This is a genomic window from Bdellovibrionota bacterium, assembly GCA_040386775.1.
Lineage (GTDB): Bacteria > Bdellovibrionota > Bdellovibrionia > Bdellovibrionales > JAEYZS01 > JAEYZS01.
In genome coordinates, this window is the sequence record JAZKEU010000017.1 from 63,785 (window position 1) to 89,462 (window position 25,678).

The window sequence follows — 25,678 nt, forward strand, 5'->3', positions numbered from 1 at the left end:
TGTATGGAAAATCATACACTCTGTGTTTTATCATAAAATAAAACTGTAATTTTAATTGGAATCTCCCTCGCTCAATTTTTGAAGGAGAAGAATTCTTGCGTTAAGTTCATTTATCAATTTATGCTCTGATTGCATATTCATCTCAATAGGATTTACTTTGGCCCAAGCTTTAAAATTAGTAATTAAATTTTTTAGTATACTTGGGATTTCAGTATTGCTTTGATTTTCATTTAAAATTTTAGAAGTTGTTGCAACATAATTTTTAAGAAATGCTTTTTGTAAGTTTTCGGAAGGTCGTCGAGATTTATAATAAATAAAATTTTGTAAATAGTCTGATAAACCTGATAAATTAATTAATTTTGGAAGATCTTTAAGTCGTGATAAGCTATGTTCAAATAAATCTTTATTGGCTACATTCATAATTACGACTAGATTTCCTGTTCCTACATCTAAAGATGATACGAATTTTCCAATAATATCTTCCATAAATTGTTTTGCAATTTGCTTTTCATTGGGACTTAAAAGAGGATCAGTTTCTAGTCTGGAATTTAATTCTAAAATAAATTGAGCCGTTTTTCGAGCGGGCATAATTAAATTATTTTGTAAAAGAATAGATAAAGTATGATAGCTGATGTCGTGGATTGCGAGATTGCCTGATTTTGCAAGTGGCAAACGCGCCTCATAGGCGAATCGTTGTAAGTACTCTAAATCACTTAAAAGTTTATCGCCTGTTTCATAAAACATAATTCTAATGACTTCTTGTCTGTTCATATTTAATTTTATATTCATTCTACGAATATAAGAATTGAAAGCCTCTGCTGAGGGTGCCGTCATTTGATTTTCTGATATGGAGCGGAATCCAAATTTTTGCGCTACTTTTGGTCCCAAGATCATGGAGAAAGTTCGAGGATCGCCCTGTAAATCATTTCTACCTTCCTTATATTCAGACCTCCAAGGTAAAAAATTTATTTTTTCCAAAATATAAATTGAATTTCCATTCTCATCTGCCGTGCTGTCTTTAATTGTCACTGTGGGGGCAAGATTTAAAAATGCGTTACGGTATCTGGCTTCGAGGTCTGAAGTTTTATATTGACTGGGTAGTTTAGTCGTTGGAGATTTAAAATCAGGAAGTTTAAAAGCAGAGGGCGCAGATTTGTTAAACAACTGACTGCAAGTTTGCTCAGCCTTGGTCTGTAAAGCTAATAGAATTACTAAAATACCAAGAAAAATTCTCATGTATATAAACAATGAAAATTACATGCCATCCATTGCTTTAAAAATTATAAAATGTTGCTGTCTAATTTTTGATTCACGTCACAAAATTACCCACAACTAACAAAAGATGTGGGTAATAGTAAGTATAGTTGGGAGCTTTTTTGTTTTCAAGAATTTTTAATTGTAAACTGAAAAACTAAAACTCATTCAGTTGTTTTTGGATATCGTCGATGGATTCGGTTTTTTCGATTTCCGTGCCTTCGTTCACTTTGTTTTTGAATTCCAAAGTATTCTTAGACTGATAAATCTGTTGGAAAACCCACATAAAGAAATAAATAGCATAGAGAGCGCCAAAGATTCGGATCATTTTCTTTTTTGGTAGCTGGAAATTTTCCACAAAGCCTACGGTGAGCAATGCTGTTGTCGCTGCAAAACCTATGAGTTCTATAGGCGCAATCCAAAACTTCACTATTCTTAAAATCAAGAAAGGTACGTGAGATAAAAATACAATCGTATAAAGTTTTAGAAAATTTGTTTCCGTATTGAAAAAAATCAAAAATAGAAAATAGAAAAAACCTGCACCCAAGAATGTAGTAAGGAAACTTGAAAGTGGGAAGATAAAAATTCCCCTAAAGATAATCAAACTGTCTTGTGAAAAGAAATCCGAAATGATCCCAATGAGTAGGCTAAGGCAAAGTTGAATAACTAAAACAGTGAGCCAATCCCAATTTGGAATATTTTTGATAGCAACTAAAGGATTTTTAAAATACGAAAGAAAGTATTTTACGGCTTCGCTGAATTTCTGTTTTGGATTGATGCTATCCACCTAGTTGATCCTCTTACACTAAGAGTAAGTTGGTTTTAGGTGGAATGACAACTATTAAAAATGGCCGTCGACTTTGAATGCTAAATCTAAAGCACCTTTTTCAGGTGAAGCGCTAGACATTGAATTTTTGTATGAGAGTTCTGTTATGAAGCTTAATTTTTTACCCAATTTTGCCTCGCCACCTACCAATAACTGCGCAACTGGGTTGGTGTATTCTGTGGATCCATTTTCTGGATCTCTAATATCAAAATAACGTACGCCCAAACCAGCGCCACCACGAAGTGCCACGATTCTATTCAAGTGATGTCTGTAGTAAGTTTTAAGATCAAATTCTTTAAGACTGTACTTATAAGAATCTTTGCTGACGGAATTGTAATTGATAAGACCTACTTCTGTTACAACATTTGGAGAGAAGAGATCAATCCCTAGAGATATCTGAAATCCCTGAAGGGTTACCTTGCCGGGATTGTTTCCGTTGGATCTTAAATCAATGAGTGTATTTGTCATACCAAAACCTGCATGAAGTTTCATTGAATCCAAATCGATAAGATCTTCGCTTCTTCTTCCAGTTGTACGACTAGATAAATCGCCAACGATGGAGTCGTAGTCTTCGTAAGAATTGTAATCTTCTTCATCATAAGCAAAGGCAGTACCGGCAGAAATAATGAGAGAAAGGCCCAGTATGAGAGCGCTTAAAAAAGTAATGGATAATGCTTTCATTTTTATAATCCCATGTATGCACCGAGAGCTTTAAGGGCATCGGTATGGTTACTGTACTCTTAGATTAGACCATGAACGAAGGATGTCGGGTACATTGTATAAGCAGTACTGGACTTAAAGATGGCCGGTGTTGAAAAGATACCTTTGCCTGTGAGAGAATATAAGTCATGAGCTTCATTAAAAAATCAAACAAAAAATTCTTTTGCGCCTTCTGTAAGTCGCCTAGAACGATGAATATGCAAAAGCACGTTCAGTTGTTTGAGATTTCGATTTCTCTCGCGGGGAGTTTGCTGTTGATGCTTGTGTTCTTTCAAGGTTTTGATTCCAAAGTTCTAATATTATTTGGAATTCTCCTCTCAATTTTTGAATTTTTTGTGCAATTGAAATTTCGTTTAGGAATGGCTTGCTCTCAATGTGGTTTTGATCCATTGCTCTACATGAAGTCCAAAGACAAGGCTTGCGCTCTAGTTAAAACCCATCTTGAATCTCGCAAGAATAATCCAGCTGTATACATGAGTTCTCGTCCTGCTTTGGATTTACCAGTTATCACAAATCGCAAAGACAACCTCGGAAGAAATAAAAGAGTGGTCGTCAGATCCCATGTTGCTAAAAATCTAGACCTAAAAATGTAAATCCCTTCAAATTTAGACTAAAAAAACGCAATACCTTTGTCTGGTTTTTCTCAAGCTGAGACAAAGATTCACCGAAGAGAGAGGATATATAACATGGAGGTTATAATGTCTTCTTATAATAATCTTAAACAGTCTATTGAAGCTTTTGAATCGGATTCTTCAGCGCAAGATGAGTTATCAAAAATCGATGAAGCATTTCAAAAAATTGTATCCGGAAATCAGACGGATCTTATTAAAAGTTTAGATTTGATCGAAGATTTTTTATTAAAAACACTTAATGATTCACTGATTCCGTTGAAAAAATCTGCGTAAAGAATAGAATAACAAGATGAGATCAACTGCTTTGATTTTTTTATTACACCTATTGGTACTCGGTGGATTTGAGTTTGCGCATGCTGCTCAATCCGCAACCGTTGTGACAGACGGTGCGATGGTGTATAAAAAAGGAGATTTCGATGCGGCAGTTGTGGGATACATGAGAGCTGGCGAAAAAGTAAGAGTCTCATCTAAAAAATTTGGACCATTTTACAGAATTCAATTCAAACAAGGGGTCATCGGTTACATTTCCGATGTAGACGTTGATGTCGGGGGAATTTCCTCAGATTTGCCTACAAGTGCAAAGTCAAAAGGTGGATCAGAGGGTAGGGCTCGAAGTTTTATTTCCAAAAGATATTTGGGCGTAAGTTACGGAATGTTGAATTACTCGGAAGAGCTGAGCGATGCTAATACCGTAGAGAGTGAGTCATTATCATTTTTTGGGGTGAAGTTCACAATGCCGATGAAATATTTGGCTGGCCCATTTGTGTTGGATACAAATCTTTTGTATCACAGTGGCTATCCAAAATATTACAATATGACAACTCCGGTGGTCTCGAATGGTATTTCTGGAAAAATTTTAATGTATGATCTTCAGGTTTTGTATTCACTCTCAGAAAGTACACAGAAAAATTTTTGGGCATATGTGGGCGGGGGAATTGCCATGAGTTACTCTTCTTTTATGGTTGAGATCAACGGATCAAAGAAAGACCTCTCAGATGTTCTCTTTGGTGGAGTCATTACTGGCGGTATCGCTTATCGCATGAATAAAGTTGCTATCAAGTTAGAACCTAAATACTACGCAATGAAGTCCAACTACTTGGCCTTCATCGGTTCTGTTCAATACGAATTCTGATTTAAATCTCGAAGGGTTTGCTCATCTCGTCTAATGTGAGAGAGAAACTAGGAATAAAGTTTTCCATAAAATAATCAACTTCAGGTCTTGATCTGAGGTTATTGAGTTTGGATTCAATGGTTTTCTTTGCGCGACTGAACTCATTATTTCCAGCAGCCTCTTCTTCTAAACATTTGATGTAGGCAGCGATATTGTCTGCGGCTTTGACTAGCTCATGAATAGGATCATTTTCAGAAACAATTAAGAGTTTTTTGTAATCGTCTTTAAACTCTTCAGGTAAAAGCTTTAGGAGTTGCTCAGCGGCGTTGCTTTCGATTTCTTTATAGGCATTTCTAATTTCACTTGAGTAATATTTTACGGGAGTTGGTAGATCTCCTGTTAAAACTTCCGTGGAATCATGAAACATAGCGGTGAGTGCAACTTTCTCAGGAGAAAGTGTTCCGTTGAAATGTTTATTCTTAATCAACGTGAGAGCATGGGCAATGATAGCTACCTGAAGACTATGCTCCTGAACATTTTCCCGTTGTGTACAACGCATAAGGCTCCAGCGATCAATCAATTTCATGCGCGCGAGATATGAAAAAAAATGATATTTTGGCTCTGGAATGCTCATAATATTTGTCCTTTGCATTTGCGGTGAAGATAGATAACACACGTCTTCTTGGCAAGAAATATTGCGTTGAGGTGTCTTATAAAGTTTAGTGCCTACGCGAGAATCCGCTTTCCGTGCTTACCATGTCCAAGGTTTAGCCTAGTCCTTAGTCTCAATCACTTCGTAAGCAAGTCGGAGGCGATTCGTTTAAAGTTTCAGAGCTCTAATCAATTCTAATACAAGTAGAAGAATTTTTATTAGCTCTTTAGAGACCTTCAAAAAACGCCGAAAGTGTACATAACTACGTTGTTTTGTACGCATATCGGACCTCCTTCCGGAATTTGGACAGAGGGTTCGCGCAAAAGCAGATCTCGCACAAGCAAGATCTGCTTTTGCATTTTTAGTGCCTGATTATGAATTTATAAGTCGGTAAAATAATAGCCATGCTTTGATTTTGAATATTTTTTGATGACCAAAATTAATTAACTATCCTACGATAGTTAAATCCATGAAAATGCGAAAACTAATAATTTTAGCGATATTTAGTATTCTTCTCGGCCCAATTATTTTAGTTGGGTATGAGGCGATTTTTGGCTCATTAACAAATGTTAGTAATTTAGTTATGAACGCAAGCCCAATCACCATCAAAAAGCGTCTCATTTTTCCTTCTGCTTGTAGTTTTAGCTTGAATGGATGGTCCAAAGGATCACAAGACTTTGCCGCTAATGAATATCTGAAAATTAGATCTTTCGATATTCACATAACGAGAAATGGTGAAAGCAAATCAATCCAAGTTAAAAACGAACATATGAATACCTTGGATTTTGAAACCGAGTCCATAGGACTTCTTGAAATTAATGTGAATAATTATGATTCATCATTCCGCCATTTGGAAATATTCGATGCCGAACTTTCTTGTACAAGCAGTGGACAAAAAGTTATTTTGGTTGTTTCGTTCGCCTGTATGGTACTTGGGTTTCTTATGATTTTTATTCTGGCAGCTCGTATCATCTTCAGAAAGCTGTTCAAGTAATACTTCTGAATAACCCAAATTAAAGCCAATTGTGCGACGCGTTCTGTTCGACATTCGGACGAAAAGTGAATACGAATACCCTATGTCGATTCAAATTCTTTCAAAAGAAGTTATCAATCAGATCGCTGCGGGCGAGGTCTTAGAAAGACCAGCAAATCTCGTGAAAGAGCTCGTGGAAAATAGCCTTGATGCCGGGGCTACGGAGATTGAAATTGATCTGGATATCGGCGGAAAATTCTTAAAAATTCAAGATAACGGTTCTGGGATGAGTAAAGAAGATTTGAATCTTTCTTTGAATCGTCACTCCACAAGTAAATTGAAAGATTTCTCTGATCTCTGGAGTTTGAAAACTTACGGATTTCGTGGCGAGGCCTTAGCTTCCGCAGCAGCCGTAAGTCAAATGTCCATCGTAACACGACAAAAAAACGCAAAATCTGCGCTACAAATCAAATCTGATTTTGGAAACCAAAGTGATGTTTTTGAAATCGGCGGAGATCATGGAACGCAAATTACGATTGATGAGTTATTCAGTAATGTTCCCGCACGACTCAAGTTTTTAAAATCCGATTCATCTGAAGTCACACAAATTATGAAAGTGATAAAGGCTTTTGCTCTTTCTCATCCGCAAACCACTTTCAAAGTAAAACAAAAAGGTGTGTTAAAGGCTTTCTATCCAAAAACAGATTCGCTGCTTTCGCGCACTTTGAACGTTTTGGAAGTGACAGAACTTTTTGAGAACACAAGAGAAAATACTCAGATGAAAGCCCACGCGATCCATTCTTCTCCAAATCTGGTCGCAAAAACTTCGCAACACATTTGGATTTTTGTACAGAAAAGATGGATTCAAGATCGCGGACTTCAAAAAGCAATTCTAGATTCGTATAGAAATCTTTTGATGCACGGAGAATATCCTTACGCGGTTTTACACTTGGATTGTGATCCGCAATTGATTGATGTGAATATCCATCCGGCAAAATCTCAAGTGAAATTCCAAGATCCAGGTATGGCTTTCAGAATGGTTCATGGATCGGTAAGGGATTCTTTGGAAAAAGCTCCTTGGCTTAAAAATATGTTCGAAGGATCAGAAAATTCGGCATCAGTAGATCGCACCGCAAATATTGAACAAGCCGTTCATAATTATTATCAAAACTCGGTTGTTCAAGGTGATTATAGTCAAAATGCTTTCAAATCCGATTCGGCAGGTTTCCATCATACGCAGTTTAAACAAAAAAATTATGACATGTCTTCCTTGGAAAATTACGAGACACCTCAACAAACCTACATTCAGCAACCAGCTCTCGCGCAGGCAAATCTTGACGGTGTAGGTGCTGATCCTATGTGGGGTGGGTTGCAGGTGCTAGGCCAAGTGAACCTCACGTACATTCTTGCCCAATCTAGACATGCATTGTTTTTGGTGGATCAACATGCTTCTCACGAGCGAGTGAATTTTGAAAAACTCATGAAGTCTTTTAAGAACGGACAGTTTGAAGTTCAAAATTATTTACTGCCCCTCAATCTTGATTTTGAGCCGGATAAGTTTGAAGCGATTTTAAATTTAAAAGATAGCCTTACAAAAATCGGAATCGAAATCGAACAAGCAGGTCCGACAACAATTTCGGTGAATTCCGCACCGACGTTAGTAAAAGAAAAAGCACTCTCAGAAATTTTAAACAAAATGGCAGAAGACGCTTATGAACAAGGTGATTCCTATTCTCTCGAAAAAAGAATTTCTGATGTCTTTGCCACGATCGCCTGCCATTCTAGCATTCGCGCCGGGCAATCTCTTTCGAATGAAGAAATGAAAGAGTTATTGGAAAGAATGGATGAATTTCCACTCTCAAGCTTCTGTCCTCATGGTAGACCCGTCTTTAAGCAATTGAGCTTTAGAGAGTTGGATAGAGATTTTGGAAGAATCGTGTGATTGATGCGAAGAGCGCAATCCGCGTGGTATTTATTCTAGGACCTACCGCCTCCGGAAAAACAAATTTAGCAATCAAAGCGGCGCAAAAAATGGGTGGAGAAATCATTAATGCCGATAGCATCCAAGTCTATAAATCTCTAAATATTGGATCAGCAAAGCCCACAAAAGAAGAGCTGGAGGCGGTTCCTCATCATTTGATTGGACACCTCGCGGAAGGTTCAGCCTATACAGCGGGACAATTCCGTAGAGAAGTTCTCGAGGTGATCGAAAAAAGATCAAGAGAAGGGATCCAGAAGTTCTATATCGTTGGTGGTAGCGGTTTTTACATCAAGGCCTTGATCAATGGGCTTTATAAAGTTCCAGACATTCCAGTCGAGATTCAAGAAAAAGTTAAAAACGAAAAAACCATAGATCTTTATGAAGAATTAAAGCGTGTTGATCCAGAAAATGCCAAAATCCTAAATGCCAATGACTCGTATCGAATAGCAAGAGCCATAGAAGTTTATCGCGCAACGGGGATTCCATTTTCAGAGTATAAAAATAAATTTTCCGAAGAAAAGTTTCCATACAAATGCATTAAGATTGGCTTAAGAACGGATAAAGAAAATTTAAGAAATAGAGTCCTACAGCGTACCGAAAAAATGCTTAAAGAAGGTCTTATTGAAGAAGTAAAGGACCTTGTCGAAAAAGGCTTAGAAGAATGGGATGCGCTTCAGAGCGTGGGTTATAAAGAAGTACAACTCTTCTTAAAAGGTTTACTCCCGCAAGATCAACTGCGTGAAGAAATCGTAAAAAATACCATGGGCCTTATAAAAAGGCAGATGACTTGGTTTAAAAAGGACATAGACATGACATGGTTTGATGTTTCATTGTCTGAAGACCTTCAGGCGACTGAAAAAATCGTTCAATTTATTGAAGAAGAGATGTAAGCTCTGGTCATTGATATTCGGAGAATCATAATATATGAAAAGCATGACTTGTTATGGGTACGCCTCACAGAAAACAGACTTTGGCCTTATTGAAGTTTCAATCAAGAGCGTCAACGGTAGATTTTTGGAAATCAGAACCCATCTTCCTCCAGAATATTTAAAACTAGAAAGCGATATCAAAAAGCGCAGTACGAATATTTTAAGACGCGGATCCGTGAGCATTTTTATGGGTCGTAAAAAAGATCCATTAAAAGAAAGCGCACAAGTTTCCGTAAAAAAAGACCTCGCTAGAAATTGGATGAAGGCCTTTCACGATCTTTCTCAAGAGCTCAAAATAAAGTCATCAGTTTCCATGGATACAATCGCGCAAATTCCTAATTTATTTGTTATCAATGAAGACGTAGCGGTGACGCCAAAAGAAATCAAAACATTGAATGTACTTATAGATTCAGCACTGCAAAGCTGTCTAAAGGAAAAAACTAGAGAGGGCGAAGGTCTTCAAAAAGAAGTTTTCGGTTACCTAGATTCTTTGAGCGACAATTTAAAAGTGATCCAAGCGCACGCAACAAAGCAAATCCAAACTCTAAAAAAGCAGCACTCTGACAAGTCAAAAGTCTTAAAGAGCGATGACATTGTTTCTGACCAAAGACTTGCGCAAGAAATCATCTCTCAAATGGACAGAATGGATATTTCAGAGGAGATCTTTAGATTCAAAGAGCATTTAAAGTCGATTAAAAAGCTTATAAGCTCCAAGGATCTCATTGGTAAAAAGCTAGATTTCTACACACAAGAGCTCTTAAGAGAGATGAATACGATTGGATCAAAATCTCAGATGTTCAAGATCACTCAATCTGTGGTAGACTCTAAATCAATAATTGAAAGAATAAGAGAGCAGTCTCAAAACATAGAATAAGCATAGCAGAATAGTAAAACAACTTTGGATGATTTTATGAGAACAAAACTATTTATAGTTTCAGCACCGAGTGGAGCCGGCAAGTCCTCGCTTTGTGAAAAAGCCATCCAAGAATTCTCTAATCTTGACGACATTATCACTTACACCACGCGCATTATGCGTCCTGGGGAATCTCAAGGAAATCCTTACCATTTTGTTTCGAAGGAACAATTTCAAGAACTAAAAGATCGTGGATTTTTTGTGGAGCATGCGACTGTACACACCAATTTTTATGGAACTCCGAGTGATGTTTTTGAGAAGGCATGGTCTAAAAATCGCTATTTGATTATGGATGTGGATGTTCAAGGAGCGGATACTTTCAGAAAGATTTTCCCGAATGCAGTGTACATTTTCATTCAGCCACCATCATTTGACGAGCTGCGCAAAAGACTTCAGAAACGTGATGGAGTGAATTCAAAGGATCTAGAACTCCGCTTAGCTAACGCCAAAAAGGAAATGGAGCACGTTTCGCGCTTTGAATTCCAAATCGTGAATGATAAATTCGACAAAGCCTACTCTGAATTCAAGAAAATCATTGAAGACATCATGCAAAAAGGTTAATTGTATCAGCCTGATACATACAAGTGCTGAAACCAGAGGAGCTTATTGTGGCTAGAATTACAGTTGAAGATTGTTTAGAAAACCTTCCAAATCGATTTGCATTGGTTATGCTCGTTGCAAAAAGAGCTAAACAACTCATTAAAGGTGGAACGGCAACTCTTCCAGCAAAAGACAACAAGAAGATCGTTCTGGCGCTTAGAGAAGTGGCTCATGGTTCTGTAGCTTTTGATGGCGTTGATGAGAGACGTGCTTTGAATGAGATCAGTGCAGACCTCAAAAAATAGTACGAAAATACAATCTAGACCTATTTATCCTATTCATATTTTTGAGGTTTTCTCCGATTAAGGAAGGCACTTAACATTAGAGTTAAGGGATCACCTAGACGGCACGAAGCGGGAATCTCATGGCAGAAAAAACGGCAATAGCAGCCATTCAAAATGAAGATAAGGGTTTAAAGCCAATCAAAGTTTTGAACGACCTTCTCGAGCGAATCACATCCTACTATCCAAATGCAGATTTAGAATTCATCAAAAAAGCTTACGAGATGTCTGAGAAAGCTCACGAGGGACAAATTCGTCGTAGTGGTGAAGCTTACATTTCTCATCCACTCTCAGTGGCTGGGATTCTTACAGAGTTAAAATTAGATTTAAATACCGTTGCTACAGGTCTTCTTCACGACACGGTAGAAGACACCACGCTCACTCTCAAAGATATCGAAACTCATTTCGGAAAAAACGTCGCGGCTCTTGTTGATGGCGTAACCAAGATTTCTCAGATGAATTACAAAAACACTCACGCAAAGCAAGCAGAGAACGTGCGCAAGATGATGGTTGCCATGGGTAAGGACGTTCGCGTGGTGATCGTAAAATTAGCTGATCGCCTTCACAATATGAGAACTTTGAGTCATATGCCTTACGCTAAACAAGCGCGCATTGCAGAGGAAACGTTGGATATCTATGCCCCTCTTGCACATAGATTGGGTATCAGCAATTGGAAGATCGAGTTAGAAGACTTAGCTCTTAGATATCTAAAGCCAGATATTTATTATTCTCTTGCGCAAAAAGTGGCGATGAAAAAAACAGAGCGAGAAAGATATATCGCGGATGTAAAAAAAATCTTAGATACCGAAATGAAGAAAGAAGGTATTGCTCTTGAAGTTCAAGGGAGACCAAAACATCTTTATTCTATTTACAAAAAAATGCAGGAAAGAAATATAGAGTTTGAACAGATTCATGACGTTCTTGCATTCAGAATTATCGTGGGATCGGTAGCTCAATGTTACGAAGCTCTCGGCGTGGTCCACAGTAAATATCGTCCGGTGCCGGGAAGATTCAAAGATTTTATCGCCATGGCAAAAACCAACAACTATCAAAGTTTGCACACCACTGTGATTGGCCCGGAGGCCGAGCGAATTGAAATTCAAATTCGTACCAAAGAAATGCACGACGTCGCTGAGCGTGGGATTGCCGCCCATTGGAACTACAAGCTGGGTGGAACGGTCGACAAAACCACGATTGATAAATTCAATTGGATCCAAGATGTACTCTCGGAGCAATCGGGAGTGGGGGATTCGAGCGAATTCCTAGAAAACGTAAAAACCGATCTTTTTGATTCTGAAATTTATGTGTTTACTCCAAAGGGTGACGTTCATGAATTGCCAGAGGGAGCGACTCCGTTAGATTTTGCCTACGCCATTCACACCAATGTGGGTGCCCGGACGGTGGGTGCAAAAATCGATGGAAGAATGGTTCCTTTAAAACATGTACTTAAAAATGGTGATACGGTTGAAATTTTAACTTCGACGACACAAAAGCCCTCCAAAGATTGGCTCAAGATGTGTATTACATCTCGTGCCCAATCCAAGATCAGAAGTTTCATTCGTACGGAAGAGAGAAAGCGCGCAACAGAAATTGGCCAAGAACTTTTAGAAAAAGAAATGAGAGGAAGACAGCTTTCTCCAGACAAATACTTTAAGGGCCAAAATTTAGAAAAAATAAAAGAAAAAATGAAAGTTGTAGAGTTGGAAGAACTCTTTATGCAAATCGGTTACGGTAAAGTTTTGGCCCACGAGGTGGGGGACCTGTTTGCAGAAAAAGTGGCGAAGTCGGCGGAAGCAGAACAAGAAACGTTCTTACAGAAAGTTTTCAAAAGTGCCGCCAAGAAAAGAAAGAAATCCGACTCCCTAATTATCGTAGATGGAATGTCTGATCTGTTGGTGAGATATGGTAAGTGCTGTCAGCCAATTCCAGGAGATCCAATCATTGGTTTTATCTCACGGGGGAGAGGCGTAACGGTTCACCAAGCTTCTTGCCAAAAAGTATTCTCCATGGATAACGATAGACAGATAGATGTGTCTTGGAACAACCAATCTGAAGCGGGCGGGATGACAAAGATACGAATAGTCTGTCAAGATGCTCCGGGGTTATTGCAGAAACTCTCAGATCCTTTTGCTACGAGCGGTGTGAACATCTACAATGCCAAAATTAGAACGAATAAAGACCAAAAAGCGATTTGTATCTTCGACGTAAAGGTGAAGGACACAAACCAACTTTTGACGGTGATTCAGAATCTTCAAAAAATCAAAGGCGTTATTAAAGTCGACAGAGTCAGCGGCATTTAGGTTTAGGCATTAGCCTACCTGTGTTTCGCACTGGCTCAAATAAAAGTTACCCCCTAGTTTTTTGTACTGTCATTGCGTCAATTCAAAAAAAGTGCCCTGCACCTTTATGTGTCGCAATTGCGTTATTTTAAAATATTTTTTGGAAATTAATTGACGCGTTTCTTAGTTGATTAGAAGAGCTAGATTGGATTTATTTTTTCTTTCGTTTGGTTTTTATATTTTTACTTAGCTCTCGCAGAGGGAAGCTTATATGTAAGTGTAAATCTATTTTATGAGTTGCACTTTCAGTTTTTGAAATCGCTAAAAATTGAATTCCAAAATCATGTGGTATGTTCTCCTTTGTTCAAAGGAGAACACAGGAACTATAAACACTTATCAGATATCGATCTAGAAATATCACTTAAACAATCTGTCGCTGATGAAACTCATCATAAAATTATTGTTCTTCACAAATTAGCAGAACTTGAAAGAAGAAGACTTTATTCCAAGAACTATCCTTCACTCTTTGAGTATTGCTTGAAAGTACTAAAATACTCGAGTGCCTCCGCTCAAAGAAGGATTGATTCCATGAGAGCTATGAAGCTGATCCCAGAACTTGAAGAAAAGATTATTTTCGGGGATTTGAATTTATCTTCCATTTCTCAAGCCCAAAGCTTTTTCAGACAAGAAGCTAAAGTAGGTAAAAGCTATTCTGTAATAGAAAAGAAAGAAGTATTAGAAAAGCTAGAAAACAAATCTTCTAGAGAATGCATCCAAGAATTGATCGCTATTTCCCCGCAAGGCGTTCCTCAAGAGAAAAGAAAAGAATTAACGCCAGAGAAAACTGAACTTAAAGTAGTTTTAAATAAAGACCTTATTTCAAAGCTAAGATAAAAGCCTTAATGTCCCACAAAAACCCAACCATGACAGATCAAGAGCTGATCGAAGCAATGGCAGAGATCGTCATTCAAAAGATCGATCCAATAGAAAAGATAAAAAGATCTGAAGCTAGAAAGATAAAATCAAATAAAGCTAAATCTGATATTCCTACACAAACACAAATCAACAGAATAATTAGTAGCATAAAACAACCCACCTCTAACGCGCCACTACTTCCTCCAACGGAAGTGAAATCCAAAAACCCAAGATACATTCCATCCACGATAAAACAAGAAGTGTACATGAGAGATAAAGGTCAGTTGCGTCCATCAAAACTGCACTTCTAAAAAATTTCTCGAATACGACCACATCATCCCAATCGCTATGGGCGGTAAAACTACAATCCAAAACCTAAGACTACTATGTAGAGCCCACAATCAAAGAGCGGCAATAGAAAGATTTGGATTTCAGAAAATGAAACCCTACATTGAATAGACAAAGTAGGTTGAAACAGCTGAGGAAGTTCAGAAGTAAAAACCAGCTAAGAAAAAATAAAATTTATCATTACAAATAAAAAAGCGCAGACGAATCGCCGGCGCTTTTTTTATAGAATCTCTTAATCACAAGTCGAAGAATCCAATCCCGCAACTGCTTCAGCGACTGCACCGATAAAGTCTTCGCGGTTGTCTGTGCAAACATCATAGAAGTCTACGCATGCTGATGAATTCTCGCCTAGCTTGTAGGTATTGCTCGCAACATTGCTAGTTCCATCTCTAGACTCTTTTATGATTGCGTAAGGATATTTGTACACTTGAATGCAGGATCTATCTGGCCCACTTTTTGTGCTGAAAAAACAAACGCTAGATTCGTTCAATTCTTGCTCTAGTTTTAATCTTTTTTCTTCATTCAAACAAAGCTTCACAGGTTTATTGGCAGGGTCGTCTTTTGGCACTTCATAAATTGTGCGTGTAACTTCACCTGAAGCCACGTTGACGTCATAAGCGTAAAGCCCGAATCCTTCTTCGCCATTGGCAAGAAGTGTTAGTGAATCCGATGAGCTTAAATCCAATACAGCAGGTTTTTGTTCCGCCGCATGATCTACGCCGTCAGGGCTTACTTTGCTGACTTTCCCGCAGTTTTGGAAGGCCACAAGTGCTATAGAAATAGCAATTCCGGTAGCGATAACTTTGCTCTTTTGAGCTTCATTTTTAGACGGCTTAAATAACTTCAGCATGTGATTTCCCCTGATACATAAAGTATCGGAATGAAACATCTCATACTTGAGCGTTTTTCAAAAAGCTAAACATCTGGAATCACACATTTTTTTGGTTAAAAGAAAAAATATTAAGACTAAAATCGAGTGATCCTAAAATACTCAAGACCATGGTCCGATGAGTAATCGTATGAAAAAGCATTATCGACTCTGCCATCGTTGCGATCACATAAATTCAGCAGACTCTGAAGTGGAGCAGTGTGAATCTTGCCAAAAGTATTTCGTGAAATATTATTTTTGTGACGATCTAAATCAATTTTTAAGATCAGATGTGGAGAATGAAATACATATCGAGCCCAAAAAATCCAAACCCATCATTGGAATTTCATTTGTATGGAGAGAAGATTCGGCATAACTTCTAGGGTATGCCAGACAAGAATATAATCAGTCAGAAAGTTGTCACTCTTAAAGACATCGAAAGTGCCAGTGAAACGCTCAAAAGTTTGATCAAAAAAACTGAGCTCGATTATTCCATCAGTTGTTCAAAGCTCATCGGTACAGAGGTTTTTTTAAAATTCGAAAACACACAGCTTACGGGAAGTTTTAAAATCCGTGGGGCTTCCAATAAAATTTTTCATCTTACCTCCGAAGAAAAAAAGCGTGGAGTCGTGGCAAGTTCTGCCGGAAACCATGCGCAAGGTGTTGCGCTTGCAGCATCAAGATTGAACGTAAATTCTAAAATTGTAATGCCTATAAAAGCTCCGCTTGTGAAAGTGACAGCAACAAAAAATTATGGTGCTGAAGTAGTGCTTCATGGAAACTACTACGATGAAGCTTTCGAAAAAGCGAAAGAAATTGAAAAAGCTGAAGGCCGAGTCTTTGTTCATCCATATGATGATTTCTATGTGATCGCTGGCCAAGGGACAATTGGTTTAGAAATCGTGAGAGATCTTCCTGATGTGGATACGGTTGTTGTCCCTATTGGAGGAGGTGGACTCATTTCAGGTATCGCGACTGCCGTGAAAGCCTTGAGACCCAACTGCAAGATCATCGGTGTACAAGCCGAAGGCGCGCAATCAATGACTCAGTCGTTTAAAAATAAAAAAATTACTAAAATTTCAGAAACAGTCTCCACAATTGCTGATGGTATTGCTGTAAAAGGTGTTTCGCCGTACGTCTTTGATAATTATATTATGAAGTTGGTAGATGATATCGTTACCGTTACAGAAGACGAAATTGCAGAAAGCATCGTATTTTTGATGGAGAGAGCAAAATCTGTAGTTGAAGGATCGGGTGCTGTCGCACTGGCAGCTGCAAAAAAATATAAAGAAAAAATGGGTAAGAAAGTTTGCATTCTTCTCTGCGGCGGAAATATCGATATGAATATCATCGCTAAAGTTATTGAGCGAGGTTTAATGAAAAACGGTAGGCTCACACACATCAAAGTGGCGGTGAACGATGTTCCTGGAGTACTTTCAAAACTCACCTCCGTTTTTGCAGACCATAGATGCAATATCATTGAAGTGATTCATGATCGCAGCACAGCCGAATTACATTTGGGTGAAACATCTATCGAGTTCATTCTTGAAACAAGTGGTTGGGCACAGATTGACGAAATCAAAAAAGCTCTCTCACAATATGGAAGGGTGATATGAAAATTTCCCCATTTATCCAAAATCTCAAACCTTACGTTGCCGGAAAATCTATCGAAGAAGTACAAAGAGAGTACGGATTAAAAGAAATCGTAAAACTAGCAAGCAACGAAAATGCTTTAGGCCCAAACCCAAAAGTTTTAGAAGCTGCAAGGAAAGCACTCACAGATATTCACAGATATCCAGATGCTTCTTACATCACCTCTAAGAAAATCATTGCCACCCACTTTAAGGTTCAACCTAATAATATTAGCTTGGGAAATGGCTCCAATGAATTGATTGATATGTTGATCAGAGTTTTCTGTGAGCCCAATCAAGATGAGATATTAATTTCTCAAGCCTCATTTATTGCATACAAAGTTTGTGCACATGTGAACCGCGTGAATGTGACGGAAGTGCCTATCAAAAAAAATTTCCAAATGGACATCGAAGCCATGGCAAATGCTTTGACAGATAAGCATAAAATTATTTTCTTACCGAATCCAAATAATCCCACAGGAATGTATATTTCTCGTAAAGAACTCGAGCCATTACTGAACAAAGTGCGTGGACGCGGGGATGTGCTTCTTGTGATCGATGAAGCTTACAACGAATTTGTGAGAGCTGCGGATTATCCAAATTCTCAAAGTTTATTTAAAGAATTTAAAAATGTCGTAGTGCTAAGAACTTTTGCCAAAGTTCATGGCCTGGCAGGATTAAGACTTGGGTTTATGATGGCCGATCCTCACATTGTGGATTTATTAGAAAGAATCAGACTTCCGTTCAATGTGAGCAATATTACAGCATCTACAATTGACGTCGCGCTCAATGACTCTGATTATATTAAAAAATCTCAGGAAGTGGTTTGGCAGGGCTTAGAGTATTTTGAATCTGAGCTCAAAAACATGGGTTTGGAATATTGCCCTTCGCAAGGTAACTTTATTTTCTTTGACTTAAAAGCCGACTCGTCTTTAATTTTTGAAGAGCTATTAAAGAGGGGCGTGATTTTGAGACCCGTAAAAAACTACGGATTTCCAACTCACATGAGAATGTCGGTGGGCACGATGGCAGAAAATAAAAAAGCTATCGAAAGCTTAAAAGAAGTACTGAAAAATATTTAGTAAAAAACTTCTAAGCGACCTAAAAGATTTAGGTAAAATATATGATGATGGAATTATTGAGATCGTACATAAAAAGAGATCGCAAAAAAAGAGATAACCAGATGAGTTTTGTAATTACAATTGATGGACCCGCAGCTTCCGGAAAAAGTTCTGTGAGTCGTGAATTGGCAAAACGTTTAGGTTGTGACTGGGTCTCTACGGGATCATTCTATCGTGGGTTGGCATACGTCGCTCAACAGACCAATGCAAATCTAGACAACGAAGGCGACATCGCCAAACTTGCTCAATCTAAAATTTGGAAAGTTCAAATGAGCCCAGAAAAAACTCACGTGGTTTTTGACGGGAAAGATGTAACGGCTGAGGCTCACCAAGAGAGCGTGGGTTTGGTGGCGAGTAAGATTAGCCAATATCCAACAGTCAGAAAAATGCTTTTAGGAGCTCAAAGAGACTGCCAAACACCAAAGGGACTTGTTGCAGAAGGGCGAGACTGTGGCAGCGTCGTTTTTCCCAATGCTGAACTCAAAATTTACCTCGATGCCGACAGCGAGAACCGCGCTTTAAGACGTTCGCAACAGACAGGATCTAATGCTCAAGAGGTCGAAAAACAGCAAAAAGTAAGAGATAACCAAGACTTAACAAGAACAGTAGCTCCGCTAATGGCTCCTCAAGGCGCTCATATTATCGATACGAGTACGATGACTTTGCATGAAGTGGTAGAACACATTGAAGAGCTTTCTAAGTCCATTCTTACGAATAAGAATAAGTAAATGCTCTACTATTTTCGCACCATTTAAAAACCCTTTGACTGTAATGGTATCCTCTCTGATAACCTTCTCCAACGCTTTGAATCTACCCCTCTTAATCTAACCAATTATGAGAGTCGAATTTACGACATTCAAAGTGAATTTATGTAAGGACTCGAGCATTTAATTTTTTGGCGAATGCTCACCCAGTCCGCAGGAGGTTTATTAATGCCAAACCAAACGAAAAGCGAGGAGCATAAAATGAGTAAACAAGCAGAAGCTAGAAAAAAAGTTTTAGCCGCACTCGATGCCCTTGATGTAGAAGTTGAAGGTGCAAAGAGCGCCCAAAACGGAAAAGAATCTTTCTCCAAATTGTTTGAAGAGTCAGCTAGAGAAGCGACGTTCTCACAAGGTGATGTTGTTACGGCAACGATCATTGAAACTCAATCTGACTACGTATTAGTCGATATCAACTACAAATCTGAAGGTCTAATTCCAATTCACGAATTCAGAACTGGTGCTGGCACTCTAAGTGTAAAACCAGGTGATAAGATTGAAGTTTACATTGAAAAAATTGAAAATGAAAATGGCATGGCTGTATTGTCAAAAGACAAAGCAGATATGTTGAAAGCATGGAACGATATTTCGCGTGCAGCAGAAAACCAAGAGCAAGTAGAGGGTACAGTTATCTCTAAAGTGAAGGGCGGATTGTGTGTGGATATCGGTGTTAAGGCATTCTTACCTGGATCACAAATTGATATTAGACCAGTGAGAAACCTTGATATTTATGTTGGCAAAAAATATAAATTCAAAGTTATCAAGTTCAACAAAAAACGCGGTAACATCGTTCTATCTCGTAGAGCAATCTTAGAAGAAGAAAGAACATCTCTTAAAACTCAAACTATCGATACAATGAGAGAAGGCGCTAAAGTAAATGGTATTGTGAAAAACATTACGGATTACGGTGCGTTTATCGATCTAGGTGGAATCGATGGTCTTTTACATATCACAGACATGAGCTGGGGTAGAGTAAAGCATCCTTCTGAGTTGATTAAACTTGGAGATGAAATCGACGTTGTAGTACTTAAGTACGATCAAGAAAAAGAGAGAGTATCTCTTGGTCTAAAACAACTTCAAGATGACCCATGGCAAAAAGTAAAAGAGAAATACACTCCAGGAACAAAAGTTTCCGGAAAAATCGTTTCTCTTGCGGAGTATGGTGCATTCGTTGAATTGAATGACGGCATTGAAGGCTTAATCCACGTTTCAGAAATGAGCTGGACTAAAAAAGTGAAGCACCCTTCTCAATTATTGAAAGAAGGCGAAGCAGTAGAAGTTCAAGTTCTAGAAGTTGATTCTGAGAACAGAAGAATTTCTCTTGGCTTAAAACAACTTCAACCGAACCCATGGTTAGAATTGAAAGACACATATCCACCAGGGACAATCATCGAAGGCGAAATCAAATCCGTTACGGAATTTGGTATCTTCGTTGGTATTGAAGACGAGATCGATGGACTTGTTCACATCTCTGACTTCTCTTGGACAAAGCGTGTGAATCATCCTTCGGAAATGTTCAAAAAAGGTGAGAAAATTCGTGCGGTTGTTTTAGGTGTTGATATCGATAACGAAAGATTCAGCCTTGGTATTAAGCAATTAGATGGCGACCCATGGTCAGCTATTGACGACAAATTCCCAGTTGGCTCTCAACATGACGTTAAAGTTACGAAGACAGCTGATTTTGGTGTATTTGTTGAACTCGATTCAGATATCGAAGGTTTAATCCATATTTCTGAACTTTCTAAAAACCGTATCACTAAGCCTGAAGAAGTAGTTCAAGTTAATGATACGATCAAAGCTGAAGTTGTTACTATCGACAAAGAAGCTAGAAGAATCGGATTGTCTGCGAAACTCGTTCAATTGAGAGCTGAAAAAGCGGATGTGGGCGAATACATGAAGAAAGCAAAGGCAACGTCAAAGACTAGCTTGGGCGATCTATTCGGTGATGCACTTAAAGGCAAAAACGAAGAATAATTCGCAACGTTATATTCTGACGTTATAATCATAAACAATGAAAGCTCTGGATTTTCCAGAGCTTTTTTTTTATCCTGGTACCCCGTGGTTTTTAGTAACCATAGCGCGCAATGAATTCCGCACCATGGTTACTAAAAACCACGGGGTACCTTTAAAGGAGTAGGATTCATCATGAGAAAGTTTTTTCAATTTATTGGTGTTGTCGTTGTTGTTGGTTTTCTTTTTACCCTTCTTGCGGGTGGATTATTTTCTTCAGTATTTAAAAGTAAAGAACATGTGAGCGGAAACGCAATCATGAAACTCGAACTTGATGGCATCATCATGGACGGAAAAACATTCTTAAAACAATTAAGAAAGTACCGTGAAGTTCCAGAGATCAAAGGTATTCTAGTTCATGTGAATTCTCCAGGCGGAGTGGTTGGTCCAAGCCAAGAAATCTACGCTGAGCTCAAAAGAACAAAAGAAGTATATAAAAAACCCATCGTGGTGAGTGGATCAGGTTTGGTGGCAAGTGGAGCGTTCTATGCGGCGATGGCTGCGGACAAGTTTGTTACAAATCCAGGAACTCTTGTTGGTTCCATCGGCGTGATCATGGAGTTTGCAAATTTAGAAAAACTTTATGATTGGGCAAAGATCAAAAGATTTGTGATCAAGACGGGCGCTTACAAAGACACGGGTGCTGAGTATAGAGAAATGAGAGAGGACGAGAAAAAATTCCTTCAAGGCCTAATGGATGATGTTTTGCTTCAGTTCAAAAAAGCCATCGCTGAAGGCCGTAATCTGCCGATGGAGAAAGTAACTCCCTATGCTGACGGAAGAATCTTCACGGGCGAACAAGCTGTGGCTTTGGGTTTTGCTGATCAAGTGGGAACTTACACAGATGCTTTAGAAATTTTGGGTGAAATGACAAAGCTCGGGAAAAATCCTGAAGTTTTTGAGCCACCAAGAGAATACGACAGCATTATGGAATTCATCACTTCCAACCAAGAAGAATCTCGATCCGAAAATAAAGCCATCAACATTATGACAAATCAATTGAAGATGATGGGGCAACCGCTATTTATGATGAAGGGAACTTTCGGTGAATAATCGTACAAGTGGTCTTGGGGCAAGGCTTTCAATTTTATTTAGACCCGACCGTTGGAAATACATTAAGCGTACCGATGCAGATAAAGAATGCGTTTTCTGCCAAGCGGGGAGACTTGAAAGTTCTTTTGATACACTGACAGTTTATAAAACAAATTATTCGATGATTGTTTTAAATAAATATCCTTACAATACAGGGCACATCTTAGTTATTCCAAAGCGTCACGAAGGTGATTATTTAACACTCACGCAAAGTGAATTTGAAGATCTACACAACACTCTAAGACTTGCTGTAAAAGCAGTAAAAGATGTTTATGAAGCTCACGGCACGAACTTGGGACTAAATTTAGATAAAGCAGCAGGCGCGGGAATTCCCGATCATTTGCACTACCATGTGGTTCCAAGATTTAGAGGTGACATGAATTTCTTCCCATTGATTGCAGAAACAAAGGTAGTTCCTGAAGCTCTAGAGGAAACTTACCGTAAACTCAGTGCGTACTTTAGAAATAAGGCGAATATCATGGGAGCTAAAGGTTAATGAGACCAGGTTTTGAAATAGATCATATTGGTGTAGCAGTTGAAAGCCTCGAAAAAGGTTTTGAATTCTACAAGCATATGGGTTGGACAAAAATGGACACTGAAGTTGTTGCTTCAGAAAAAGTAAAAGTTGGATTTATCCAATTTGAAAACAATGTTTCTGTAGAGTTGCTTGAGCCGACTTCGCCGGAGAGTGCTGTTGCTAAATTTTTAGCAAAAAGAGGTCCAGGAATTCACCATATTTGTTACCGAGTTAAAAACATTGAAAAAGTAATGGAAAAACTCAAAAATGAAGGAGTCAGACTTATTCATGAGAAACCCTTCAAAGGTGCCCATAATTGCAAAGTCTGTTTTATTCATCCTGCAAGTTGCAGTGGCGTTCTCGTAGAATTAAGTGAGAAGATGTTAAGTGAAAAAATGGCGGAGGAGAAATAATGAGAAATGCAGGCTATGGTGGTGGACAGCCGACAGTCATGCCCCTCACAAAAGTTGTGAAGTACCTCATTATTGCAAACGTTGCTATTTGGTTGGTTCTTCAGGTCATTGTTGAAGGATATATTTTTCCATCACTCGATTTATCCCTTTATTTTGGATTGGTTCCGCAAAATATTTTCTTGAACTTCTTTGTTTGGGAATTTGCTTCTTACATGTTCCTACATGATGTTTCTAATCCCATGCACTTGGTGTTCAACATGTTCACCCTATGGATGATCGGAGGAGAGCTAGAGCAAAAGTGGGGATCGAAGGGTTTTCTTAAATACTACTTAGCCTCTGGTGTTGGCGCTGCAATCATCTATTTCATCGGCGTTGTGGGTTACTATGCTATTACAGGTCACATCACTCCGCTTCAAATTCCGGTCATTGGAGCTTCAGGTGCTATCTTTGGATTGCTACTGGCTTATGGTATTTTATTTGGTGAAAGACAGATGCTTTTCATGTTTATCTTTCCCATAAAGGCCAAGTGGTTCGTGACCATTATTGGTGTTATTGAGCTCTCAATGCTCATGAGTCGCGGCATTGCTGGCGGTCAAGCTGCAAACCTTGCTCATCTGGGCGGAATCGTTGCTGGCTTCTTATACCTCACCATTTGGGCTAATCGCGAAAAACGCAACAAAGGCAGCGGCGGTGATGGCGGCGGAAAAAAGAAGTCCAACCTAAAACTCATCGTCAACAACGACAAACCCAAATACTGGAACTAAAGGTGAGCCGCACCTTTTCCACAGATGTGCGTCATAATAAGCTTGAAATATTCGGTGATTGAACGTATTAATTGTCCTTTAAATCTTTAAAGAGGTGAATATGAGTTTAAGTGATGCAATGAAGAAGTTAAAGTACGACAAACGTTTAACTGAGAATCTCATGAAGTATGGTGAATTGACTCAAAAAGATCTCGATAAACACCTTGAAACTCTTGAAGATGTTGCAAGCAATTCAGAAACTCTGAATCTTTTTGATTTAGACGACGAAGATCGTTCAGCACAATCTCATTAGTTCTTTGTTGTTGTGAGTTTTCTATCAAGATTAGTGCAACAACTGAAGTTTGCAGCATCGTACTGAGCAATCGCGATAGACGATGTTGTAACATCAAAATCTTCCGCAATAATTTTTAAGTTCTCAATCGTAGTCCCTTTGATAAACAAAGTCTTGTGACCGAAATCTTCGTACTTATCAGATTTATATTTTTGAATGAACTGCACAACCCATTCATCTCTGAAGTGAATGATTCGGGGTTCAGAAATCGAGATATTGATTTCACCATAAGTTGTAGCCAATCCTGATTTATACTCTTTCCACTGATCCCAATTCATCCGTTTAGAGCGGAAAGATTTGTCGAAGTAGCTCATGTAACTATCTAAATTTTTCGATTGCCATGACTCGAGCCATTTTTTAAGCCAAGCCACCATTAATTCTCTTTGTACTTCGATTTCTTTTGGAGAAACGTACTTCACTTCATCATGGACCATGATCGGAGTGTTATTGAGCTTGATGAGTTTCATGGCTTCATCAAAATCATTATTTCGGATTACAACGCAACCACGAGATCCCCTGGTGAGCGGAGTATTGTCTGGCAAAGTGTGGAGCCAAATTCCATATCCTGTTTTTCCGTCTCTACGATCGAAAAGGTTGGGATAGTTCATGGGAAAGGCTCTTACGTCATGCATTCCGTATTCTTGGAAATTCAATTTTGCTTTATCTAGGTAAGACGGGAAAAAGTAAATCCCTTCTGGAGTTTTGTGGTCTCCCACAGAAACTTTGTCACCCATGGTTCTGCCAAAGTCTGCATTGATTTCTTTGATCTTGTAATAGCCTTTGTCGGATTGTTCCCAAACATTCAAAGTGCGTCTTGATTTATCCACCACAAAAACATGGTTGGAATAAAAAGGACCTTTTCCTAAATTGATAAGACTATCAGGAACTAATTTTTCGAACTGCGGTTGTGTCTGTGGCTCTTTCTGCGGTTCTTCGGCATTGAGATTCTGCGAAGCCGGCGACAATACTGCGCCAACGAAAGCCAAGCTTAGGAGTGGTGTTCTGAAATTTATCTTCACACTTTATTGTCATGAATTTTAGGGGTTTTTGTCAAGTCACGGATAGGTCCTAATTTAGCTCTGCAATTGCTAGTGATTTCTTAGTTTTACCCTCGAGCGTGCCCTGAAACTTCTTAAAAATGTTTAATTCTTGGCCATTTTAATTTTTCGAGAAGAATCTATGTCTCACGGTGAGAATCTCTCTCTAAGAGTTAAGACCTTTGTCTGCTACTCCGATAGGACTAATGTAGAGTGTAGAGACCAATTGTGGGTCGGGGTAAACTATATGAAAAAAATGGTTAAACTAGGTTTTGTCGGAATAAATGTGGCATCAATGTGTGTGGGCCTAGGTCTTGTGTATGCTTCAACCATGGGTGGAGAATCTCCAGTCATCAGAGAAGAGCAAGAAATCAAAAAACTAGAGGAAGCCCGAGATAAAAGGGATGAAACTCCCCACGTCTACACAATGGATAAATTTACGGTGAATCTTGATGGATACCCAAGAAGAATCGTGCAGACGGAAATCAACCTAGAACTCTTAGATAAAACCGGATACGAACAAGTTATTAGATTGGGATCAAAAGGCAGAGATGCTGTCGTTAGAATCCTAAATGGAAAGCAGTTTGATGATATCGAAACCCTTCAAGGCAAGCTCCGTCTGAAGGAGCAAATCTCGACCACTCTGAATGACCTTATGGTTGATGGGGTGATCAAGAATGTTTACTTTACGGAATTGATTGTAAAATAAATATTTTATT

29 protein-coding genes are annotated in these 25,678 nt (G+C 38.6%); 23 read left to right on the forward strand and 6 right to left on the reverse strand.

Annotated features, from left to right (window positions below; all coding sequences use genetic code 11):
* Positions 1-51: 51 nt before the first annotated feature.
* The 3 genes from V4596_10430 to V4596_10440 form a co-directional block, all read right to left on the reverse strand.
* Complete coding sequence (locus V4596_10430) at positions 52-1,236, reverse strand: hypothetical protein (GenBank protein MES2769547.1); 1,185 nt, start codon at positions 1,234-1,236, stop codon at positions 52-54.
* 175 nt (positions 1,237-1,411) lie between these two features.
* Complete coding sequence (locus V4596_10435) at positions 1,412-2,041, reverse strand: YIP1 family protein (GenBank protein MES2769548.1); 630 nt, start codon at positions 2,039-2,041, stop codon at positions 1,412-1,414.
* A gap of 54 nt (positions 2,042-2,095) precedes the next feature.
* Positions 2,096-2,761: a hypothetical protein gene (locus V4596_10440; protein ID MES2769549.1), complete on the reverse strand. Its 666-nt coding sequence runs from the start codon at positions 2,759-2,761 to the stop codon at positions 2,096-2,098.
* Positions 2,762-2,928: 167 nt separating this feature from the next.
* Between V4596_10440 and V4596_10445 the strand changes: the two genes are divergently transcribed.
* From V4596_10445 to V4596_10455, 3 genes are all read left to right on the forward strand, one after another.
* Positions 2,929-3,393, forward strand: coding sequence for a hypothetical protein (locus V4596_10445; GenBank protein MES2769550.1), 465 nt, complete (start codon positions 2,929-2,931; stop codon positions 3,391-3,393).
* A 105-nt stretch (positions 3,394-3,498) separates the two neighbouring features.
* Complete coding sequence (locus V4596_10450; protein ID MES2769551.1) at positions 3,499-3,705, forward strand: hypothetical protein; 207 nt, start codon at positions 3,499-3,501, stop codon at positions 3,703-3,705.
* Between the two features lie 16 nt (positions 3,706-3,721).
* Positions 3,722-4,564, forward strand: coding sequence for an SH3 domain-containing protein (locus V4596_10455; GenBank protein MES2769552.1), 843 nt, complete (start codon positions 3,722-3,724; stop codon positions 4,562-4,564).
* Position 4,565: 1 nt separating this feature from the next.
* Here V4596_10455 and yfbR read toward each other — a convergent pair whose 3' ends face one another.
* Positions 4,566-5,195 carry a 5'-deoxynucleotidase gene (gene yfbR / locus V4596_10460; protein ID MES2769553.1) on the reverse strand — a complete coding sequence of 210 codons (630 nt, stop codon included), beginning with the start codon at positions 5,193-5,195 and terminating at the stop codon, positions 4,566-4,568.
* A gap of 469 nt (positions 5,196-5,664) precedes the next feature.
* On the opposite strand from yfbR, the gene V4596_10465 reads away from it, so the two are divergent.
* The 9 genes from V4596_10465 (at position 5,665) to V4596_10505 (ending at position 14,377) form a co-directional block, all read left to right on the forward strand.
* The gene (locus V4596_10465; GenBank protein ID MES2769554.1) at positions 5,665-6,189 is read left to right on the forward strand and encodes a hypothetical protein; all 525 of its coding nucleotides are present in this window, start codon (positions 5,665-5,667) and stop codon (positions 6,187-6,189) included.
* An 82-nt stretch (positions 6,190-6,271) separates the two neighbouring features.
* Positions 6,272-8,110 (forward strand): DNA mismatch repair endonuclease MutL, encoded by a 1,839-nt coding sequence (mutL, locus tag V4596_10470; GenBank protein MES2769555.1) that lies wholly within the window; start codon positions 6,272-6,274, stop codon positions 8,108-8,110.
* Complete coding sequence (miaA, locus tag V4596_10475) at positions 8,107-9,039, forward strand: tRNA (adenosine(37)-N6)-dimethylallyltransferase MiaA (GenBank protein ID MES2769556.1); 933 nt, start codon at positions 8,107-8,109, stop codon at positions 9,037-9,039. The genes mutL and miaA overlap by 4 nt, the downstream gene beginning before the upstream one ends.
* Before the next feature lie 34 nt (positions 9,040-9,073).
* On the forward strand, positions 9,074-9,952 hold the full coding sequence (locus V4596_10480) for a YicC/YloC family endoribonuclease (protein ID MES2769557.1): 879 nt from the start codon (positions 9,074-9,076) through the stop codon (positions 9,950-9,952).
* Between the two features lie 36 nt (positions 9,953-9,988).
* Positions 9,989-10,552, forward strand: a complete 564-nt coding sequence (gene gmk / locus V4596_10485; GenBank protein ID MES2769558.1) for a guanylate kinase — start codon at positions 9,989-9,991, stop codon at positions 10,550-10,552.
* Between the two features lie 47 nt (positions 10,553-10,599).
* The gene (gene rpoZ, locus V4596_10490; GenBank protein MES2769559.1) at positions 10,600-10,836 is read left to right on the forward strand and encodes a DNA-directed RNA polymerase subunit omega; all 237 of its coding nucleotides are present in this window, start codon (positions 10,600-10,602) and stop codon (positions 10,834-10,836) included.
* Between the two features lie 119 nt (positions 10,837-10,955).
* Complete coding sequence (locus tag V4596_10495) at positions 10,956-13,172, forward strand: bifunctional (p)ppGpp synthetase/guanosine-3',5'-bis(diphosphate) 3'-pyrophosphohydrolase (protein ID MES2769560.1); 2,217 nt, start codon at positions 10,956-10,958, stop codon at positions 13,170-13,172.
* 291 nt (positions 13,173-13,463) lie between these two features.
* Positions 13,464-14,045, forward strand: a complete 582-nt coding sequence (locus V4596_10500) for a hypothetical protein (protein ID MES2769561.1) — start codon at positions 13,464-13,466, stop codon at positions 14,043-14,045.
* An 8-nt stretch (positions 14,046-14,053) separates the two neighbouring features.
* Entirely contained in the window at positions 14,054-14,377 is a 324-nt protein-coding gene (locus tag V4596_10505; GenBank protein MES2769562.1) for a hypothetical protein, read from the forward strand.
* Positions 14,378-14,646: 269 nt separating this feature from the next.
* On the opposite strand, the gene V4596_10510 is transcribed toward V4596_10505, so the two are convergent.
* Positions 14,647-15,264 (reverse strand): hypothetical protein, encoded by a 618-nt coding sequence (locus V4596_10510; GenBank protein ID MES2769563.1) that lies wholly within the window; start codon positions 15,262-15,264, stop codon positions 14,647-14,649.
* 169 nt (positions 15,265-15,433) lie between these two features.
* Between V4596_10510 and V4596_10515 the strand changes: the two genes are divergently transcribed.
* The 10 genes from V4596_10515 (at position 15,434) to V4596_10560 (ending at position 23,883) form a co-directional block, all read left to right on the forward strand.
* A complete protein-coding gene (locus tag V4596_10515; GenBank protein ID MES2769564.1) occupies positions 15,434-15,658 on the forward strand; it encodes a hypothetical protein in 225 nt (74 codons plus the stop codon).
* 10 nt (positions 15,659-15,668) lie between these two features.
* Positions 15,669-16,898, forward strand: a complete 1,230-nt coding sequence (gene ilvA, locus V4596_10520) for a threonine ammonia-lyase (GenBank protein MES2769565.1) — start codon at positions 15,669-15,671, stop codon at positions 16,896-16,898.
* A complete protein-coding gene (hisC, locus tag V4596_10525; protein ID MES2769566.1) occupies positions 16,895-17,995 on the forward strand; it encodes a histidinol-phosphate transaminase in 1,101 nt (366 codons plus the stop codon). Before ilvA ends, hisC begins: the two co-directional genes overlap by 4 nt.
* 101 nt (positions 17,996-18,096) lie before the next feature.
* A complete protein-coding gene (gene cmk / locus V4596_10530; protein MES2769567.1) occupies positions 18,097-18,762 on the forward strand; it encodes a (d)CMP kinase in 666 nt (221 codons plus the stop codon).
* A gap of 237 nt (positions 18,763-18,999) precedes the next feature.
* Entirely contained in the window at positions 19,000-20,769 is a 1,770-nt protein-coding gene (locus V4596_10535; protein ID MES2769568.1) for a 30S ribosomal protein S1, read from the forward strand.
* Positions 20,770-20,940: 171 nt separating this feature from the next.
* A complete protein-coding gene (gene sppA, locus V4596_10540; GenBank protein MES2769569.1) occupies positions 20,941-21,858 on the forward strand; it encodes a signal peptide peptidase SppA in 918 nt (305 codons plus the stop codon).
* Complete coding sequence (locus V4596_10545; GenBank protein MES2769570.1) at positions 21,851-22,393, forward strand: HIT domain-containing protein; 543 nt, start codon at positions 21,851-21,853, stop codon at positions 22,391-22,393. The genes sppA and V4596_10545 overlap by 8 nt, the downstream gene beginning before the upstream one ends.
* Positions 22,393-22,827, forward strand: a complete 435-nt coding sequence (mce, locus tag V4596_10550; GenBank protein ID MES2769571.1) for a methylmalonyl-CoA epimerase — start codon at positions 22,393-22,395, stop codon at positions 22,825-22,827. The genes V4596_10545 and mce overlap by 1 nt, the downstream gene beginning before the upstream one ends.
* Entirely contained in the window at positions 22,827-23,591 is a 765-nt protein-coding gene (locus tag V4596_10555; protein MES2769572.1) for a rhomboid family intramembrane serine protease, read from the forward strand. The genes mce and V4596_10555 overlap by 1 nt, the downstream gene beginning before the upstream one ends.
* 100 nt (positions 23,592-23,691) lie before the next feature.
* Positions 23,692-23,883 carry a hypothetical protein gene (locus V4596_10560; GenBank protein ID MES2769573.1) on the forward strand — a complete coding sequence of 64 codons (192 nt, stop codon included), beginning with the start codon at positions 23,692-23,694 and terminating at the stop codon, positions 23,881-23,883.
* Here the strand turns inward: V4596_10560 and V4596_10565 are convergent.
* On the reverse strand, positions 23,880-24,941 hold the full coding sequence (locus tag V4596_10565) for a L,D-transpeptidase family protein (protein MES2769574.1): 1,062 nt from the start codon (positions 24,939-24,941) through the stop codon (positions 23,880-23,882). The two genes, V4596_10560 and V4596_10565, sit on opposite strands and share 4 nt — an antisense overlap.
* Before the next feature lie 265 nt (positions 24,942-25,206).
* Between V4596_10565 and V4596_10570 the strand changes: the two genes are divergently transcribed.
* Positions 25,207-25,668 carry a flagellar basal body-associated FliL family protein gene (locus V4596_10570; GenBank protein ID MES2769575.1) on the forward strand — a complete coding sequence of 154 codons (462 nt, stop codon included), beginning with the start codon at positions 25,207-25,209 and terminating at the stop codon, positions 25,666-25,668.
* The last annotated feature ends 10 nt before the right edge of the window (positions 25,669-25,678 follow it).